This window comes from Mesotoga sp. Brook.08.105.5.1 (assembly GCF_002752635.1).
In the GTDB taxonomy this organism is placed as follows: domain Bacteria; phylum Thermotogota; class Thermotogae; order Petrotogales; family Kosmotogaceae; genus Mesotoga.
This window is the reverse complement of sequence record NZ_AYTW01000004.1, coordinates 36,261-54,562: the sequence shown is the minus strand read 5'-3', so window position 1 is coordinate 54,562 and position 18,302 is coordinate 36,261. Positions and strand designations below refer to the sequence as shown.

Below are 18,302 nucleotides of genomic sequence, written 5' to 3'. Positions count from 1 at the left end.
GGTGAGAATGGAAGGTAAGGTTGTCATCATTACTGGTGGCGCAAGAGGTATTGGTAAAGCAGCAGTTGAGAGATTCACGAGAGAAGGGGCGATAGTCTATGCCTGCGATATGGATATTGAAGGTCTTGAAGGCTTGAAGAATGAATTCGCTGAGCTCCCGGGAAAGGTAATACCAAAGAAGCTGAATGTGACGGATAGAAAGGCAATAGCTGATTTGGTCAACGAAATCAAGAGTGAGTATGGTCACATTGATGGGCTTGTTAACAACGCCGGAATCACTAGGGATGCACTGATCCAGAGAATGACGGAAGAAGATTGGGATCTAGTTATCGACGTGAATCTGAAGGGTGTATTTAACATGACACAGGCCATTGCGCCTGTGATGCTTGATCAAGGTTATGGTGCAATTGTCAACACCTCTTCAGTTGTCGGAGTGTTTGGAAATATCGGTCAGTCAAACTACTCCGCCTCCAAAGGAGGAGTAATAGCCATGACAAAGACATGGGCAAAAGAGCTTTCTCGAAAAGGAGCCAAGATCAGAGTTAATGCTGTCGCTCCAGGTTTCATTAAGACTCCAATGACTGAGAAAATGCCCGAGAAGATAATGACAGCGCTCGAAGAGAGGATACCGTTGAAGAGAATGGGTCTTCCCGAGGAGATTGCAAATGTGTACTTCTTCCTGATTTCTGACGAAGCAAGTTACTTAACCGGTCAGGTTATCGGTGTCGACGGGGGACTCGTGATTTGAAGATCTCTCGAAGTGAGAGAACAAGATTACAGATAAAGCAGGCGGCTGAAGAGCTGTTCAGTCGTCTTGGTTTTGAGATGACGTCTGTTGCCAATATATGTAGGACCTGCGGATTGTCTAATGGAGCCTTTTACAGACATTACGCAGGAAAAGAACAGGTGTTTAAGGAAATTGTGCAGGACATTAAGGCTGAATTCGAGGCCGCAACAACCTCGATAACCGGTCGTGATTCCAGAGAAAGACTCTTCAATCTGTATAGAACTGTCTTCAATATTCTTTGGGGATCGAGGAAGAAATTTATCGCATTCCACGAAGCCGAGTATAGATTTCCCGATGTTGAGAGTTCGGTCGACAAGATCTATAAGGATTCTCTTCTTTCAACTGTCTCTATAGGCAAGTCCACACTTTCAATGCCCGAGTTGTGGTTTCTTGTTGGTAGTTCGAGATTTACTGCTATCTACTGGATTATCTACAACGGAACAAGGGTTCCTGATTCCACTGTAGAGTCGTTGGTTGATTTTACTCTGGGTGGATTTGTTAAATCTGAGCAATTTGACAGAGAAGCACTTGATTTCACTTTTGACAGAACAAAGGCAAGCGGAGGTACCAAGGCGAAAGAAGTCATTCTTCTTGCTGCGGAAAGGCTTATGGGCGAGAAAGGGTATTTCGAGACTTCGATTTACGATATCACGAGTAGGGCAGGTTACGGTCAAGGTACATTCTACTTGCATTTCGAAAGCAAAGAGAAACTCCTTCAGGAGCTTGTTTATCAGGCAAACAGGAATCTCAGGAGAACAATGAGAGACGCCGTTTCCGGCGTTGAAGGAAGACTAAACAGAGAGATCAGGTCTTACAAGGCGTTTCTTCTGTTCATGGATGTTCACAAGGAGCTCTACAACATCGTGAGAGAGTCGGAATTTGTGCAGCCGGAGACAGGCCGCTTCTACTATGAAAGACTCCTCACATCATACATAAGTTCGCTTGAAGAGGCCAGGTTCAAGAATGAGATTAGACAGATTGACTCGCGAGATCTTGGAGTCTTCTTGATGGGGATCGGACATTTCATGGGTCTGGATCTTCTCTTTAGGAATGAAAAGGAATACGAGAAATGGGACGAGCATCTGATAGAACTTGCTTCGCTAATGGCAAAAGGGTACGGAGGTGCTTTTAGTTGAATTGGAAGGATGAATATAAGAAGAAGAGAATTAGCATAGAAGAAGGCCTCAGGAACGTAAGATCTGGTACAAAAATCGTGACCAGCATGGCCGCTATGGAAGCTCGGGGTCTTCTTGAAAATCTCCACAGGGTTGATGGTGTCGAAAACGTAGCCGTAGCAACTTGTTTGAACATTGGCGAGTACCCCTTCTTTGTTAACAGAGAGTACGAAGGAAGATTCCTTAATGAATCATGGTTCCACTCGACGGGTGCTAGGAAGGCAGTTAGCAACGGACTGAGGACTGTAACCTACATTCCGAATAATCTACATACTGCTGGCGTGGAACGTATTATGGCCAACAAACCCGACATATTCTGGGGAGTCGCATCTCCCATGGACAAGAATGGTTACATGACAGTTTCCCTTTCTACCGTTTACGAGAGGGACATGGTTGAGAACGCGAAAATGGTGATCCTGGAAGTAAACGACAGGGCTCCAAGAACCCATGGGGACACACATGTTCACATAAGTGAAGTTGACTATGTGATAGAGAACAGTTTTGATATTCCTGAGCTTCCCGATACCGAACCCTCGGAGACGGAGATGCGAATTGGCGAGCATATATCGTCATTAGTTGTAGATGGCGCCACTCTGCAGATCGGAATCGGCGGTATTCCAAATGCCGTTGCCAAGTTGATGGAAGACAAGCATGAACTTGGAATACATACCGAAATGTTCACGGAGTCCATGATTCATCTCTTCGAAAAGGGAGCGATAACGAATTCGAGAAAGAGTCTCTGGAAAGGAAAGTTCATTGCTACTTTCGCCCTTGGAACGAAGAGAATGTACTCCTTTGTGGAAGACAATCCTGGGGTTCTTTTGCTTAGAGGGAGCTATGTGAACGATCCATACGTCGTTGCGCAAAACGATAACATGGTATCCATAAATACTGCCATATCCGTTGATCTAACAGGACAGGTGTGTTCGGAAGCAATCGGAACAAGGCACTATAGTGGCACAGGAGGACAGCTTGATACTCACAGAGGGGCCTCTATGGCGAAGAACGGAAAGGGGATAATTGCTCTGAGGTCCACCGCCAAGAAGGGAACCGTTTCCACAATCGTTCCTCTTCTCCCTCTGGGTTCTCCGGTAACTGTGCCTAGGCAGGATACTGATTATGTTGTCACTGAGTTTGGAATCGCGAGGTTGAAGGGTCTAAATGTCTTCCAGAGAGTAGAGTCTTTGCTTAACATCTCTCATCCCGATTTTAGATCTGAGTTAAGAAAACAGGCCAGCGAGGTTGGATTGATTTAGGAGGTTTTTGATGAAGAAGGTCTTCATAGTTGGTGCAAAGAGAACAGCAATAGGTACTTTCGGAGGGGCTTTGAAAGATGTTCCGGCGGTCGAGCTTGGTGTTACTGCATCAAAGGCTGCGATAGAACAATCAGAGGTAGACCCCAAGAACATCGAAGAAACCATAATGGGTTGCATATTGACTGCCAATCAAGGTATGGGACCGGGAAGGCAGGTCTCAATCGGAGCAGGCGTACCTATCGAGAGTCCCGGATATCTAGTGAACATGCTATGCGGATCCGGAATGAAATCGACGATGATCGGGGCCCAGGATATCCTTACGGGCGAAGCCGATCTGGTCTTGACAGGTGGTATGGAGAATATGTCTATAGCCCCTTACATGCTGGACAAGGCAAGGTTTGGTTACAGGATGGGCAGCGGCTCCATAACGGATCACATGATAAGAGATGGGCTAACGGATGTTTTTAACGATTATCACATGGGCGTTACTGCGGAAAATCTCGCAGCAAAATACAGCATAAGCAGACAGGAGCAAGACGAATTTGCACTTGAAAGCCAGAAGAGGGCAAAAGAAGCAATCTCCGCAGGAAAGTTCAAGGATGAAATCATTCCCGTTGTCATAAAGCATAGAAAGGGAGACATTGTATTTGATACCGATGAGCATCCTAGAGATACAAGCATGGAGATTTTGGCGAAGCTGAGACCTGCATTCAAGAAGGATGGTTCAGTAACGGCAGGGAATTCATCGGGAATCAATGACGGTGCAAGTGCAACCGTCCTGGCAAGTGAAGAAGCAGTAACGAAGTACGGGCTTAAACCGATTGCAGAGATAGTCTCATTTGCTCAGGCGGGAGTCGATCCAGCATATATGGGATACGGTCCTGTTCCAGCCGTTGAAAAGGCTCTCAATAAAGCTGCGATGACCATCAAGGATGTAGGGCTTATCGAGCTCAATGAGGCTTTCGCTTCTCAGGCGCTTTCCGTGATTAGAGGACTTATGGAGATCTACGGAGTCACAAAGGAATGGCTGATTGAAAGAACCAATGTTAATGGAGGTGCAATTGCTCTTGGTCATCCCATTGGAGCCTCAGGGAACAGAATCATCGTTACGCTCGTCCACGAAATGGAGAAGAGAGATCTCGAATTCGGGCTTGCTTCCCTTTGCATCGGCGGAGGAATGGGAACCGCAGTAGTTGTCAGGAGAGTCTAATTTCTGAATCACAGGTAATGCCGCTTTTTGGGAAAGAGTTTTCTTGTTCCAACGTTCTTTTGAAATCATCTGGAGTACAACCTACGTAGGAGGTGGGAAAGTGAAAAAGGTATTTTTGGTTCTACTTATGGCTGCTGTAACTTCACTAATCGTTTTTGCAGCTACTCCGATCAAGATCGGTGCTGTTCTTCCCTTGGGTGACATCACCGGAGATCAGGCTGCAAAGGCAATGAGACTTGCAGTAAGTGAAATCAACGCAGAAGGCGGTTTACTAGGACGACCTCTGGAGTTGATAGTAATTGATGACGAAATGACACCGGAGAAGGGTGCGGCAGCGATCTCCAGGCTTGCTACCGTTGATAGAGTGGACTTTTTTGTCGGTGGTATGAGCACTGGAGTTCACTTCGCGCAGATTCCTGTTATGAAGAGCTTTCAGAAGGTCACAATCTGGATAGGTGCTGCCGGTTCACAATGTGAGGTTGCAGTCGGTCCGGACGCAGACTGGTATTTCCATCTGCATCCATGGGATTATCAGCAGGGAGCCAGCTACGGCCAGGGTTGGACGGATCTAGCCGAAGCCTATCCTGATATTGAGATCAACAAAGTCTTCCTGGCGTATGAAGAAGGAGCTTTCGGCACCGGTTCTCATGAAGCATATTTGGTCCTTCAGGCACTGGCTGCAGAAGGCCAGGGAGCTTGGGCAGAAGTCATGAGCGACTACATGGGAGTTTCGTTCAAGAGTGCTGCACTTGGCGGAGGAGATTACCGAGCGATGCTTCAGCAGGCGAAGAAATATGACCCGGATCTTTTCGTTTGGGCGGGTTATGACGCGGATGCTCTTCCAATGCTCCAGCAGGCAAAGGAAGTCGGGTTCTCACCAAAGTTCTTTGTTGGAGCACCTCCAGGATGGCCGGCACATTTCGGCGACTCTCCCCTGGCAGAAGGAGTTACCCTATACGGAATGTGGGCTCCAACGATCAACAGAATCAGCCCCGTAGCCGAGCACTTCTGGAATGCCTACATTGAGATGTTCAAGGAAGAGCCGGCAACTTACTTTGCTCCTCTCGGTTACACGAACATTTACTTCCTTGCAGAAGGAATCAAGGCTGCTGGTACTATTGAGAAGTCTGCACTTATCAAGGCCCTAGAGCAGGTGGAATATGCGTCTCCAATCGGTGATGTCTTGAAGATTGCGCCAAGTAACGTCATAAAGCACCAGGGCTTCACTGCTCAGAAGATACTTCAGTGGCAGGGTGGCGAACAGCACGTAATATGGCCTCTAGAGTTAAAGACAGCTGAACCTGAATATCCATTCCCTTCCTGGGATGGGAGATAGTCTGATTTAGGTCGGGCAGCAATGCCCGACCTTATTATCTGAAAAAGTTGCTACCAGGGTGGTGAAAGACTTGGAAAAGATCTCTTTCTTGAGAAAGCATAGAGGCATTTTGATACTTGTCGCGATACTTGTGGTTGTCGCGATCTGGAGGCCGCTAGCCGCGATTTATGGCGTTCAGAGAGGTAGTCTTTATGCACTGATAGGGCTTCCTCTGGCTCTAACTCTCGGAGTAGTCGGAATAATGAACCTTGCCCACGGCGATTTGCTATCGCTGGGAACTTATATTGTTTATCTATTTGCAGTCAATACCGGTATGGATCCTCTTGTTTCGATAATCCCCGTGTTTTTCCTGCTATTCATTCTAGGAGTTGTTATCTATAAGCTTACGGTAACCAGGGTTCTTAAAGCAGGACACCTTAACCAGCTGCTTCTCACTTTCGGGATATCGATGATAGTTCTGGAACTCATGAAGGTTATCTGGACTACCCGGCCAAGAAGCGTCTATGTTGACTATTCTTCGTCCTCAACGACGATTGCCGGCGTTAGATTCGGTACTTACGAGTTGCTTTACGTTGTGTTAGCGTTTGCAGTGCTAATCGCTCTTCAACTCTTTCTAAAAAAGACAAGATTAGGGCAGGCTACCTTTGCAGTCGGTCAGAATCCTCGCGGAGCAAAGATTGTAGGGATAAACACCGATTTCGTCTATCTCTTTGTTTTTGGTTTATCGGTCGCCATACTTGGTATTGCAGCAGGGGTAATGGTGCCGAGATTTGCAATCTTTCCCTCTGTGGGCGCGGCATTCACTATGAAATCATTCAGTCTAGTTGCAATGGCAGGTCTCGGTAACCTAACCGGGATTCTGATAAGTGGTATTGTTCTAGGAGTGGGAGAGGCAATCGTTCAATCGATTCCCGGATATGCCGGTTGGTCTGACATCGTGTTCTTTGGAGTACTGATAGCAGTTATCATGATTAGATCCTTAAGGAGGCAATCACTATGAAGATTATTAAACCGATTCTCCTTCTGATTGTTCTCGCAGCGGCTGTGATGCTGCCACTGCTCACGGAAGCATACTTCATAAGTGTTGCCATAACGATACTTACGTTCATGACTCTTGCATTAAGCTGGGACATGATGTTACGAACGGGTCAATTGTCATTTGGCACAGCAGGCTTCTTTGGTCTGGGAGGATACGCAGGAATCATCGCTGCAGCTGATCTTGGAGTAGATCCTATCACAGGAATCATAATCGGTGGACTTGTCGCCGGAGTTGTATCGCTGGTTCTGGGTATGGCAATCCTCAGACTTAGAGGTCTTTACTTCGCTATTACTACAATGGCTCTAGCGAGCGTTTTTATGGTCATCATCAGGAACCTTCACAAGATCTCGGGTGGTCCGAGCGGTAAAGTCGTTTTGAGCACCCTCTTCAACTACGATTCGAACAAGGTCTACTGGTTTATGCTGGGTGTTGCCTTGATTACAATAGTAATTTCAGAAGTATTCCAAAGAACCAGAATACACTTCGCCATTGACTCTATCAGGGCGGATGAGACCGTTGCTAAATCTCACGGAGTGAACATATACAAGTATTTGATATTCGTCTTTGTTGTAACTTCGATGATTCAGGGTGTGGTCGGCGCGACATACGCTCTGCAGTATGGCTTCGTTTTCCCCGAGAGCAGCTTTTCGGCTCATTATCTTCTCTTGCCGATAGCGATGGCCCTGGTTGGGGGAATCTACTCAACAATAGGTTCAGTAATTGGAGCGATAATTCTTGGGCTATCCTCTGAGTATCTTAAACTGATCATGCCGTACGGCCACCTGATAATCTACGGTGTGATTATTGTTGTGGTAGTCCTCTTCTTACCCAACGGTGTATATGGCGCAATCAAAGATGTTCTTGGTTTCAGAAAACGCCGTCTGGAGGAACGATAACATGAGTATACTCAAAGTTGAAAAAGTAACTAAGCGCTTTGGCGGGCTTGTAGCTGTAGATGATGTCACAATGGAGATTCGGCAGGGCGAGATTCTAGGGCTAATAGGTCCCAATGGCGCAGGAAAGACAACGCTTACAAATGTGATATCGGGACTACATACTGTGAGTGAAGGCAGAATATTCTTTGATGGTACGGATATTACTTTTCTGCCTACTCACAAGAGATGCCATTTGGGTATAGCCAGAACTTTCCAGATTGCGCGCCCCCTTAAGAATCTCACCGTAGCTGAAAATGTTATGGTTGGTGGGCTGTTCGGAAACGGAGAAAAGCTAAAGGATAGTCGAAAGAGCGCAATTAAGCTTTGCGAAACGATCGGTCTTGCTAAACCTAACGAAGTCCTTGATAAGATAACTGTCTTGGATATCAAGAAGATCGAAATCGCCAGAGCTATGGCAACAAAGCCAAAGCTTCTTTTTCTAGACGAGGTTATGTCGGGTTTGAATATGGATGAAACCAGAGAGATGATAGACACTGTAAGAAAGATTAGAGATACAGGTGTGACAATCTGCATAATAGAGCACGTCATGAGTGTAATTAGAGAGATTACTGAGAGAGTTATTGTGCTAGACAGAGGAGCAATTATCGCTGAAGGTCCATATAGTGAGGTTTCACAGCAACACAACGTGATCACCGCTTATTTGGGGGAGGATGCCTGATGCTTGAAGTCAAGAACGTAAACGTCTCATACGGGAGAATTCAGGTTGTAACGGACTTCTCTTTTTCCGTTGGAGAAGAAGCCGTTGGACTTTTCGGCCCCAATGGAGCGGGAAAGACCACCCTGATAAACTCAATCATTGGTTTGGTTAAACCTACGAGCGGAGAAATACTGTTTGAAGGGGAATCTCTCATCCCGTACGAAACCCATACGATAATAAGAAAAGGTATATCTGTAGTGCCTCAGGACGGTGAGCTCTTTCCTATTATGAACGTTCTCGAGAACCTGAAGATTGGAGCTGCCTACATCAAGGAGGCGAGAGATAGAATTGAAGAGAGGCTTGATTTTGTATTCAAGATCTTTCCGATTCTTAAGGAACGCGCTTATCAGCTGGCGGGAACTATGAGCGGAGGTCAGCAGAGAATGCTTGCAGTGGGCCGTGCTCTGATGGCGGTTCCTAGACTTCTGATTCTAGATGAGCCTTCAGTGGGACTCCAACCTTCTCTGGTTTCAGAGCTCTTTGAGAAACTCTTAGCCATAAAATCTGAAGGAGTCTCTATGATTCTCTCTGAGCAAAACGTTAGGCAGGGTCTGAAAGTAATCGACCGGGGTTACGTCATAGAGAACGGAACTCTTGCAATCGAGAGTACTGCGGAAGACCTTATGCATAATGAATATGTCAAGCGCTCTTATCTTGGTTTGTAGGGTAGACTAAGAGGCTTCTTAGAAGTGATTTGAAATGCGAGAGAAGCAGTTGGCAGTGGTTCTGATGACCTACCTGGTCTTCATGACAATCGGTTTTGAGAGAAATGCTTTTGCGCTGGAAGTTGGTGAAAGTGCTTCGATTGTGTTCAAAGATGTTAATACGAAAGATAATGATCGAGAAACCAACTTGCTAGACGGGAGGGAGTTATTCATGAAGAGGCAGATTGCTAAGAAGTACGTTAAAGTTGTCGACAAGAAGATCTTCTATCTTGAAACCGTGGATTCTGAAGGAATTCCAGTGGTCTTTGTCCATGGAAACTTCGCCTCGAGCAAATGGTTCGAGCCTTCTCTAGAGATTCTTCCGCGGAGATTCAAAGGTTATGCAATTGACTTGCCGAATTTCGGAAGGTCGGATAGGCTTGAAGAAGTAAGTATTGAAGATTACGCGAACTATGTTATTGATTTCATACTTGAGATGAAAGTTGACCGAGTAGTATTAGTCGGTCACTCTTTAGGTGGAGCGGTTGCTCAGAGCGTGGTTGTGAAGAGACCCGATCTGATCGACCGGGTTGTTCTTGTCGATCCGGCTCCGCCTGACGGACTTACTACACCTGAAGAGGCCTATCCATATCTTGAGATGTATAAGGGCAACAGAGACCTCCTGAAGAAGGCTCTTGTTGGGGTTATGCCGACAAGAGCGGAGGACGAGTTTCTAGAGGCTCTGGTTGAAGAGGCGCTCCTGATGGACGGAAGGTGTTTTGTCGAAAATGCCAGGGCTCTTGACAGATACGATTTTACTCAAGAGCTAAAAGGGACCGAAGTTCCCTTTCTGATCATCGTGGGAAAGCTAGATCAGATAATCTCAGAAGAGATGGCGAGGAGATTTGAAAGAGTCATTAAGAATGTGCAAGTAAAGGTCCTTGAAGAGTATGGACACAGTATTATCGTTGAGAACACGGAGCTGTTCATGGACTTGTTCATTGATTTCGTTGGTAAATGATTCTCTTTCAAATGATTACGGGGCCTCTGGCCCCGTTTGTTTGGAGTGAAAGTTCATAATCGATATTCATTCGGTCTTTTCCTTGAGTAGTCTGTCTAGTCTATCGCTGGCCAATCTCTTAATTTCGTCGGCCCTAACGGTGTATTTCACATGTTCACCATCATAGACACTCTCCAAAAGCCTTCACTTCTTCAGTTTTTCGAGGTGGTTGCTTAGATCTCCGGCGGAGATCTTCAGTTTCTTTGCAAGCCTAACTGGACGATGTGGCTCTCTGCTCAGTTCTCTCAAAATAGCAAGTCTCTCCTTGCTGGCAAGTGCGTCAGAAAAATCTATACACTCCAACGCTCGTCTTTTTCTCTGAATGGTACTTCTATTCTGTCATAGCCAAGAATGAAAAGATACCTGTCTTTATTGATCATCAAACTTGCCTGGTCGAGACCAAGAAAAGGAGAGACACTTAGTTCTAGAGTAGTGACTGTTTCAAGAACATCAAAAGACTGACAACATTTTGACTCTCAAGGTATGATGTCCCATCCTCTTCAACATGTCTTTCGAGCAATCTCAGATATTTACGGTTAGATTTCCTTACATCATCCCTGATCTTAATGAAAACATTTTCAGGAACCATTCAAATAGATATAAGATGTTATATTCTGCAGCAAACAAATAAGAGATCCTCTTTTGTCTGAGACGGGTTTTCAAGCAGTTCAAAGAGATTTGCTTTCTGAACAGATGGTTTTTTTCTGTGTCTTCATTCTTTCCCTCTGTTAGAATTGTCATGCAATAAGGTTGAATTGTTCTCAAACAGTGAAATAAGAACTATCAGAGGATACCAACAGTGAAACTCTTTCTTTTTTTTGCGGCAATAAATAAATTAGGAAAAGACAAGTTAAGAGTGATATTCCTTAACAACCGCCTGTAAATGCTCCTGTTGAGATTTATTCTAATCTGTATTAGGTAGTAAGCTAGAGTAGAAAGGGGGATTTCGCCTTGGTGGGAAAGAAGCTGGATTCAGAAAACATTGGAAGATCTAATAGAAAGCTGATTCTTCATTTGTTGAGGAAGAGTCCTGTCACAACTAGACGAGACCTTGCAACTGCATCGGGTCTGAACCCCAGTACCATAACAAAAATAATAAAGGACTTTTTGTCTGTTGGGCTCTGTGAAGAAGTAAGTGCGGAAGAGACCGGTCGTATTGGAAGAAAGGCCATCGTTCTTCGCCTCAACAGAAAGGCCTTCATGTCTATTGTAATAGATATTGGCGTCGAAGAGACTACAGTAGGTAAAGGATTCTTCGATGGGTCTGTTTCGGTCATGAGCAAATTCAGAACACCTCCCGATTTCTATGAGTTCATGAAAATCCTTGCCGAGAAGGCTTCGGTAATTTCCAAAAATATCCCTAAGTATAGATTTCTCGGTTACTCCGTATCAGTCCCTGGAATTGTCGATGTTGAGAACTCAAGAATAGTATACGTTCCTCATCTGAACTGGAAGGATCTTGTGCTCAAAGAAAGGCTATCCAGACGCTACCCTGTATTTCTTGACAATGAAGCAAATCTCTCTTTGATTGCAGAGAAGTGGAATAACCCCGCTCTTGCAAATGCAGGAGATATCGTTTTTGTATATGTGTCAGAGGGAATCGGTTGCGGGATAATGTTCGACGGGCAGATTTATAGAGGCCGGGACTACTCTGCGGGCGAATTGGGGCACATGACGGTTCAGACAGATGGGAAGCAATGTTATTGTGGAAACTTTGGTTGCTGGGAGACTATAGCTTCTACCGAAGCAATAGTTGGTCGGGCAGAAGAGATGGGATTTGCTCTGAGAGGAAGTAGTAACAACGAGAAGTATCTAGGTGTGTTGAGTTCGTCAGATCCAGAATATAAGTACCTTCTTGAGGAGGTTGAAAGAAGCCTGGGTGTAGGGATAATCAACATAGTTAATTCACTTGATCCCGAAGTTGTCGTTTTGGGCGGCGTCGCGTCAATGCTTCCCGAAAGATCTTTGCGCAACCTTGTTGATCTGGTCAATTCAAGGGTTCTATACGCCACCGGACAGAACATAAGAGTCATAAGAAGCGTACTTCACGAAAAGGGTAGAGCAAGTTCTAAGATGATTGGGGCGGCTCTTCACATAATTGATAAGAAGACCATCGATTTTGTTTAAAGGAGTACGACTATGAGCATTTTCTTAGGAATAGACATAGGAACAAACTCTGTGAAGGGAATAGCGGTCGACGAAAACGGGAGGATTATCGCTTCTTCCACGGAGGAGATCTCAATGGAGACGCCGAGGCCGGGCTGGGCTCAACAGAACCCCGAGATCTGGTGGAATGCAGCCGAAGTCGTCTTAAAGGATCTAGTTCAAAGCAACAGAGTTATTCCCGATGCGATATCAATCAGCGGACAGATGCATTCATTTGTCGCATTAGATGAAGATGGAGACGTTGTGTATCCGGCGATTCTCTGGTGTGATCAGAGAACTGAAAGACAGTGTGAAACAATTACCGAGTTGTATGGCGGGGAGAAAAAGATCGTTGAGAGATTTGGAAATCCTGTGTTGACAGGGTTCACGCTTCCCAAGATCCTCTGGCTTGCAGAAAACGAGCCCGATAAGTTCAGGAAGATACGTAAGTGGATGTTGCCAAAGGACTACATAGTCTTCAAACTCACGGAAAGATCTGTGACTGATTTCTCAGATGCTTCCGGTACTTCTATGCTCGATCTTGAAGGCGGCTTCGACAGAAGTATTATGAAGATCGTAGGTATTGAGGAGTCAGCAAGTCCGGAGTTGATCGAATCGGCCAAGATAGCGGGAACGGTAACAAGCGCTTCGCTTCCTGAGCTGAGAAACGTTCCCGTTGTAGTAGGTGGTGCCGACAACGCGGCATCGGCTTACGGATGCGGTGTCGAGAATCCGGGTGACGCAATGGTCAGTATCGGTACCTCTGGAACTGTTGTTGCACTGACTAGGAAGGGAAGACCCGACCCCAAAGGTGCGGTTCATCTCTTCCGGCATGTTACCGGCAATGACTTCTATCATATGGCCGTGATCTTGTCCGCGACAAACTCCTTAAACTGGTTCAAAGAGAGGTTTGGTGCGGGCCTCTCTTTCGATGCTTTGGAGAATCTAGTAAAAAATGCGCCAGCGGGTTCGAACGGAGTTGTGTTTCTTCCATACCTGAACGGCGATCGGACTCCTCATCGTGATCCGAATGCAAGAGGTACCATATTCGGCTTGTCATCCTTCCACAGCAAGGGGGATATTTTCAGAAGCATCTACGAGGGTGTGGTTTATGCCTTGAGAGAAGGGGCTGAGCTGATTGAGGGCCTAGGGTCAGACATGAATGATGTGAGAATCGTCGGGGGAGGTTCGAGAAGCGATACTTGGTGCCAGATAGTGGCAGATAACCTTGGGAAGACGATTTGGCTTCCCGAAGTCGATGAAGGTCCCGCGTACGGTTCTGCTCGCCTTGCTTCTAAGGCATTGGGTCTGGATTCTTCATCGTGGATAAAGATGAAGAGAGAATACAGACCAAACGAAAACGCGAAGAGTGTATACGACAGGGTATTCAGGATATACAAGGATCTATATATTAGCATGAAAGAACGTTTCGGAGAGATTAGCCGCTTGCAGCAGGAAATTGTCAACTGAAAGGAGGGACTGCAATGAGCATTTTCGACAAGATAGAGAGAATTCAGTACAAAGGGCCGGATAATCGCGACCCGCTTGCGTTCAGTTTCTACAACCCTGAAGAGACAATCATGGGGACCACTATGAGAGAGTATCTGAGATTTGCTGTGGCTTTCTGGCATACCTTCAAGGGTGATGGACTAGACATGTTCGGTCAGCCGACAGCGAGAAGAAGCTGGGACAGCGTTAAGGATCCTATGACTCTGGCAAAGCTTAAGGTCGATGCAGCGTTTGAGTTCTGCGAAAAGCTAAGCATTGACTACTTCTGTTTTCATGATCGAGATATTGCCCCTGAGGGAAATACTCTGCGGCAGACAAACAACAATCTCGATGAGATAGTGAGACATATTTCCGATCATCTAAAAACAAGCAACGTCGGAATACTTTGGGGAACGGCAAACTTGTTTGCGCACCCGAGATTCATGCATGGGGCTGCCACATCTTGCGATGCGGATGTCTATGCCTATGCTGCTGCTCAGGTGAAGAAAGCGATTGAAGTTACAAAAGAGCTGGGCGGTAAAAACTACGTATTCTGGGGAGGAAGAGAAGGGTATGAGACTCTTCTTAACACCAATATGAGTCTAGAGATAGAAAATCTTGCCAGATTCTTTCACATGGCTGTAGATTATGCGAAGGAAATCGGGTTCGAAGGCCAATTCCTGATAGAACCGAAACCCATGGAACCTACGAAGCACCAGTACGATTTCGACGTGGCAAATGCATTGTCTTTCCTGAGAAAGTACGGTCTTGAAGAGCACTTCAAGTTCAATGTTGAGGCCAATCACGCAACCCTTGCCGGACATGACTTTCAGCATGAACTGAGATTTGCCAGGATCAATGGTCTTCTTGGAAGTGTTGATGCAAACCAGGGAGACTTGCTTCTAGGATGGGATACGGACCAGTTTCCGACAGATGTCTACTCCACAACACTAGGAATGTACGAGATAATCAAGAACGGGGGTCTCAATCCCGGTGGTTTGAACTTCGATGCTAAAGTGAGAAGGGGTTCTTATGAAGAGAAAGATCTCTTTTCAAGCCATATAGCTGGTATGGATACATTCGCTCTGGGACTGAAGGCCGCCGCCAAACTCTTGCAGGAGGGCACGCTGGAAGACCTCTTGAAAGAAAGATACAGAAGCTTCGATTCAGGAATAGGAAAGGAGATTGAAGAAGGTAGAGCCAGCTTCAAGTCGCTTGAAGAATACATCATAGATAAAGAGAGTCCCCTTCCGGAGCCTTCTAGACAGGAGTATCTCGAAAGATTAGTCAACTGGTCGATCGTTTCTGCAGGTAGATAATTGGAGAACTCCTTAGCAATCTTGGAGAGCAGCTGCTTGAGGCTGCTCTCCTTTCGGAATGTAGAGGAACCCGCTGAGTTTCTAGAGATGTCAGTGCGCGTTGCTCTAGATCCGAATTTCAGTTCTATAAAAGGTTCACGCGTGAGAATGATTCGCGGGCGTTGACGTGAATCAGCCGGCGCAAGCAAGCATACACAAAGTACTTTTAAATGCCCACAGATTCTGTCAAAGAGGAAAACCGCAACAGCCACATCTTTTGTGTTTCGATTAGTTCAGCTCTTCTTAGGTTGAAACTCATATCTTCGTCTTTCCGTAATCTCGGCAGATGCGGATCTTCCAACCATTCCAGATCGACGTTGATACAGGCAGTTTAGCAAGCGAAATGCCAACAAAGCTCTCACGAGAAAGTACAGAACAAGCGCCTTGCTTAGGAAGTATAACTGCCTCTTTGTGATAGTTTTGTCATCACACACTCGCGATAACTCCATGCAGAATTTACTTGTGAAGGATTGATTTGCGCTGCTAGAGGTGAGAAGATTTCTCCAGCGTGTCTGGAGGAGGAACGTCATTGATAATCGATCTGTCGTTCAAAGACTTATATGGAAAGGCACTCGAAGTACAGGAGCTATTTGATTCAGTTGAAGAGCTAACAAATCAAATCCGGATCGAAACCGGTTTAAGATGCCCCCCTTCCTGCAGAGAATGCTGTAGAACTCGCGGCGATGCTATTCAGGTAACAATCACCGAATTTCTTCCGCTTTCTTTGAAACTCTGGAATGAGGGTAGAGCCGAGCTGTTTCTTTCGACATTGGAGACCGTTTTGGACGACGATAGTTGTATTCTTTTTGAGAGCTCACCAGAATTGAGCAAGGAAGGCGGATGCACAGAATACAGATACAGGCCACTGCTATGCAGGATGTTTGGTTTTTCAGGTGTAATGGACAAGTTCGGTAAGGTAGTTCCGGCGATATGCAGGCTTTTGAAGACAAACTGTCCAGAATGTGTCAGCAAGCTACTTGAAAGGATTTCTGAAGGGTCGCGAATTCCAGTATTTTCCGAGTTCTCCAGTCGTATTCAGGGAGTTGATCCGTATATGGGAACAAGGACTTATTCAATTAACGTGGCTCTGAGAAGAGCGCTTGAGTATGTGGGCATGAGAGTTGACTACACGACAAAAGGTTTCGACAGAACGGCGTAAGTTCGTATTAGGGTCCCGATTTGAGTATCATAAACTAAGCTCTGGTAGTAGAATTCTTCTAAGAAGTCTTTGCGTTTGAGACTCAAAGAAAGAGGAGGCGCACGTATGAAAAGACTGTTCATTATGTTTGTGATGATTCTTGTTGCTGCTACCCTTTCTGCTCAGCTCGGATTGAGGACCCTTACTCCCGAGCCTACAGAAACCATCGAAGCTACTGATTTGGAGGCGGTTCCTCCCGCTCCGGAAGGGTTGCCTGCTCTTACTCTAAGAACTGTAGATTCACTACTGGTAACCTTCAGAGAAGGGTGGAAAGGCCCGGATGATCCTGCGTGGAAGACCGAGACAATTGGCACTTCGAAAATAATGATACCCGATAGTTACTCGATCTTCCAGGAGAAGATGGGTTTGAACTACGACGCTCAAATCTTCGATGAAGACAACGCTTTGTTCGGTAGGCTCTTCTTCTATCAGCTTGAGTCTTATGAGCGTGAAGAGTTGGTTGAGGCGGTGGTCGCTTCTCTTTATGGCGAGAGCGCTTCGACTGACAGGGCATATGAAGAGACAGTAGAACTTGAGAGCGGGCTCGTTGCTTATCTTGCATCATTAAAGGTGAGACCGGAAGCAGAGTATCCATTCATTGCCGTGTACTATCCATCTGAGGAACTGGATGTGACGGAACCGGGACCGGTAACGATGTTCGTTTTCGAGCTCGCGAATTACCAAGGTTCGGAACTCGAAATGGCGAAGGAAATCATTTCCAAAATCGTTGGAAGCTTTATCGATGTGGAAGAAGAATTGGAAGAAGAAGTAGTTGTTCCTGAATTGGAAAAGAGTGAACATACAGATCTTTTCGTCAAGATGATCGACTCACTTCTCAAAGAAGATGATATTGATATCAATATTGATGACTGGCTAGAGGTTGAAGGCGACTATTTCGGATTCTTGATGCCGCCAGAATTCTCAGTGCAGTTTTACCTTTCCGACTATTTTGAGGTGGCCGATTTAGGATTGCGTGGAACTATTGTCGGCAAGCTTTTTGTCGGTGAGACAGACGAACCTGCAAGTACTGAAGGCGTACTTAGTGAGCTTGTTTATGAGTATCTTGGTGGATTTGGTAATTTCGAGGTAGTTGATAGCTATTCAGGAAATATCGGTCGGGAGTCAACAGTAAACGTTTTCGCTCTGGACTTCTCTGGACAACTCTGCTGGATAGCACTGTTCTCCGAATCGGTTGATGCCGAAGTGTTCGGTCCAGGAGAGTACTTTGCTTTGGTTGGACTGGCCGATTCGCAGGATGCAGAAAACTGGGCTAAATGGTACACCGGAATTCTCGCAACGCTAGACTTCTAGTTCGTTTGCAAATGACGATTCGACAGGCGCACCTGAGAAGGGGCGCCTGTCTTTTTGGTTTACTTTCAAGGGAAGTTAGTCAGTTACTGGTCAGTTTTCTCGGCAGTTTCTTTCTCTTCGGTGTCGAAAAGCCACTGTAGGAATTGTAAAAAACCGCTTCCGGCAGACTTTATAGCGCTCTTAAGAGCATCCGCAGCTGTACTTGCTTCTTTTCCGTAAACTGTAATTCCAGAAGAGTTCTTAGTGTGATCCTCAAAGGATGCTAGGTTCTCTTTCAGATAGTTAGTGAGAGACCTCTCTTCCTGAAGCTCTCTCCTAAGCTGTTCGTTCTCCTCTTGAAGGGTGTGAACTCTTTCTCGAAGTTCGGATACTTCTTCGGAGAGAGAACTTTTGGAGTCCGCTTTTCCTGTAGCCCTGTGCGCGGCTTCAACAACTGTCAGACCTTGCGAAGTGAAACCGGGCATCTTCTTGACGACTTCAACCACTTCCTCATTGACTTCATCAATCAGTCCTTCTTCAATGAGGACCTTAACGTAGTTCCTCACCGTTTCGTATTTTATTCCACTTGCTTCAGAGAGTTCTTTGAAATTCACCTTAGGTCCCCCCAACAGAAGCGTCTTTGTTTTCATACTCAGTATATCA

Annotated in this window: 17 protein-coding genes; 15 read left to right on the top strand and 2 right to left on the bottom strand. The window is 45.8% G+C overall.

Features of this window, described 5'->3' with window-relative positions:
• Position 1: 1 nt before the first annotated feature.
• From fabG to V512_RS01280, 10 genes are all read left to right on the top strand, one after another.
• Positions 2–748: a 3-oxoacyl-[acyl-carrier-protein] reductase gene (fabG, locus tag V512_RS01325; RefSeq protein ID WP_099828664.1), complete on the top strand. Its 747-nt coding sequence runs from the start codon at positions 2–4 to the stop codon at positions 746–748.
• Entirely contained in the window at positions 745–1,923 is a 1,179-nt protein-coding gene (locus V512_RS01320) for a TetR/AcrR family transcriptional regulator (RefSeq protein ID WP_099828663.1), read from the top strand. Before fabG ends, V512_RS01320 begins: the two co-directional genes overlap by 4 nt.
• Positions 1,920–3,218 carry an acetyl-CoA hydrolase/transferase C-terminal domain-containing protein gene (locus V512_RS01315; RefSeq protein ID WP_099828662.1) on the top strand — a complete coding sequence of 433 codons (1,299 nt, stop codon included), beginning with the start codon at positions 1,920–1,922 and terminating at the stop codon, positions 3,216–3,218. The genes V512_RS01320 and V512_RS01315 overlap by 4 nt, the downstream gene beginning before the upstream one ends.
• Positions 3,219–3,228: 10 nt before the next feature.
• Complete coding sequence (locus tag V512_RS01310; RefSeq protein ID WP_099828661.1) at positions 3,229–4,428, top strand: acetyl-CoA C-acetyltransferase; 1,200 nt, start codon at positions 3,229–3,231, stop codon at positions 4,426–4,428.
• Positions 4,429–4,528: 100 nt separating this feature from the next.
• The gene (locus V512_RS01305) at positions 4,529–5,764 is read left to right on the top strand and encodes an ABC transporter substrate-binding protein (RefSeq protein WP_099828660.1); all 1,236 of its coding nucleotides are present in this window, start codon (positions 4,529–4,531) and stop codon (positions 5,762–5,764) included.
• Between the two features lie 70 nt (positions 5,765–5,834).
• A complete protein-coding gene (locus tag V512_RS01300) occupies positions 5,835–6,764 on the top strand; it encodes a branched-chain amino acid ABC transporter permease (protein WP_099828659.1) in 930 nt (309 codons plus the stop codon).
• On the top strand, positions 6,761–7,699 hold the full coding sequence (locus V512_RS01295; RefSeq protein ID WP_099828658.1) for a branched-chain amino acid ABC transporter permease: 939 nt from the start codon (positions 6,761–6,763) through the stop codon (positions 7,697–7,699). Before V512_RS01300 ends, V512_RS01295 begins: the two co-directional genes overlap by 4 nt.
• Before the next feature lies 1 nt (position 7,700).
• Positions 7,701–8,417, top strand: coding sequence for an ABC transporter ATP-binding protein (locus tag V512_RS01290; protein WP_165775319.1), 717 nt, complete (start codon positions 7,701–7,703; stop codon positions 8,415–8,417).
• Positions 8,417–9,121 carry an ABC transporter ATP-binding protein gene (locus V512_RS01285; RefSeq protein WP_099828656.1) on the top strand — a complete coding sequence of 235 codons (705 nt, stop codon included), beginning with the start codon at positions 8,417–8,419 and terminating at the stop codon, positions 9,119–9,121. Before V512_RS01290 ends, V512_RS01285 begins: the two co-directional genes overlap by 1 nt.
• Before the next feature lie 55 nt (positions 9,122–9,176).
• Complete coding sequence (locus tag V512_RS01280; RefSeq protein ID WP_243392207.1) at positions 9,177–10,121, top strand: alpha/beta hydrolase; 945 nt, start codon at positions 9,177–9,179, stop codon at positions 10,119–10,121.
• A 183-nt stretch (positions 10,122–10,304) separates the two neighbouring features.
• Here V512_RS01280 and V512_RS14865 read toward each other — a convergent pair whose 3' ends face one another.
• On the bottom strand, positions 10,305–10,409 hold the full coding sequence (locus V512_RS14865; RefSeq protein WP_243392196.1) for an ArsR family transcriptional regulator: 105 nt from the start codon (positions 10,407–10,409) through the stop codon (positions 10,305–10,307).
• Positions 10,410–11,114: 705 nt separating this feature from the next.
• Here V512_RS14865 and V512_RS01270 point away from each other — a divergent pair.
• The 5 genes from V512_RS01270 to V512_RS01250 all read left to right on the top strand — a co-directional run bounded on the left by V512_RS01270 (position 11,115) and on the right by V512_RS01250 (position 17,660).
• A complete protein-coding gene (locus tag V512_RS01270; protein ID WP_243392206.1) occupies positions 11,115–12,287 on the top strand; it encodes an ROK family transcriptional regulator in 1,173 nt (390 codons plus the stop codon).
• A 12-nt stretch (positions 12,288–12,299) separates the two neighbouring features.
• Positions 12,300–13,775 (top strand): xylulokinase, encoded by a 1,476-nt coding sequence (xylB, locus tag V512_RS01265; RefSeq protein ID WP_099828654.1) that lies wholly within the window; start codon positions 12,300–12,302, stop codon positions 13,773–13,775.
• Positions 13,776–13,789: 14 nt separating this feature from the next.
• On the top strand, positions 13,790–15,112 hold the full coding sequence (gene xylA / locus V512_RS01260; RefSeq protein ID WP_099828653.1) for a xylose isomerase: 1,323 nt from the start codon (positions 13,790–13,792) through the stop codon (positions 15,110–15,112).
• Between the two features lie 568 nt (positions 15,113–15,680).
• Positions 15,681–16,310, top strand: a complete 630-nt coding sequence (locus V512_RS01255) for a YkgJ family cysteine cluster protein (protein WP_165775318.1) — start codon at positions 15,681–15,683, stop codon at positions 16,308–16,310.
• Between the two features lie 105 nt (positions 16,311–16,415).
• Entirely contained in the window at positions 16,416–17,660 is a 1,245-nt protein-coding gene (locus tag V512_RS01250; protein ID WP_099828652.1) for a hypothetical protein, read from the top strand.
• Positions 17,661–17,743: 83 nt separating this feature from the next.
• Here V512_RS01250 and V512_RS01245 read toward each other — a convergent pair whose 3' ends face one another.
• The gene (locus V512_RS01245; RefSeq protein WP_243392195.1) at positions 17,744–18,253 is read right to left on the bottom strand and encodes a winged helix-turn-helix domain-containing protein; all 510 of its coding nucleotides are present in this window, start codon (positions 18,251–18,253) and stop codon (positions 17,744–17,746) included.
• Positions 18,254–18,302: the final 49 nt, after the last annotated feature.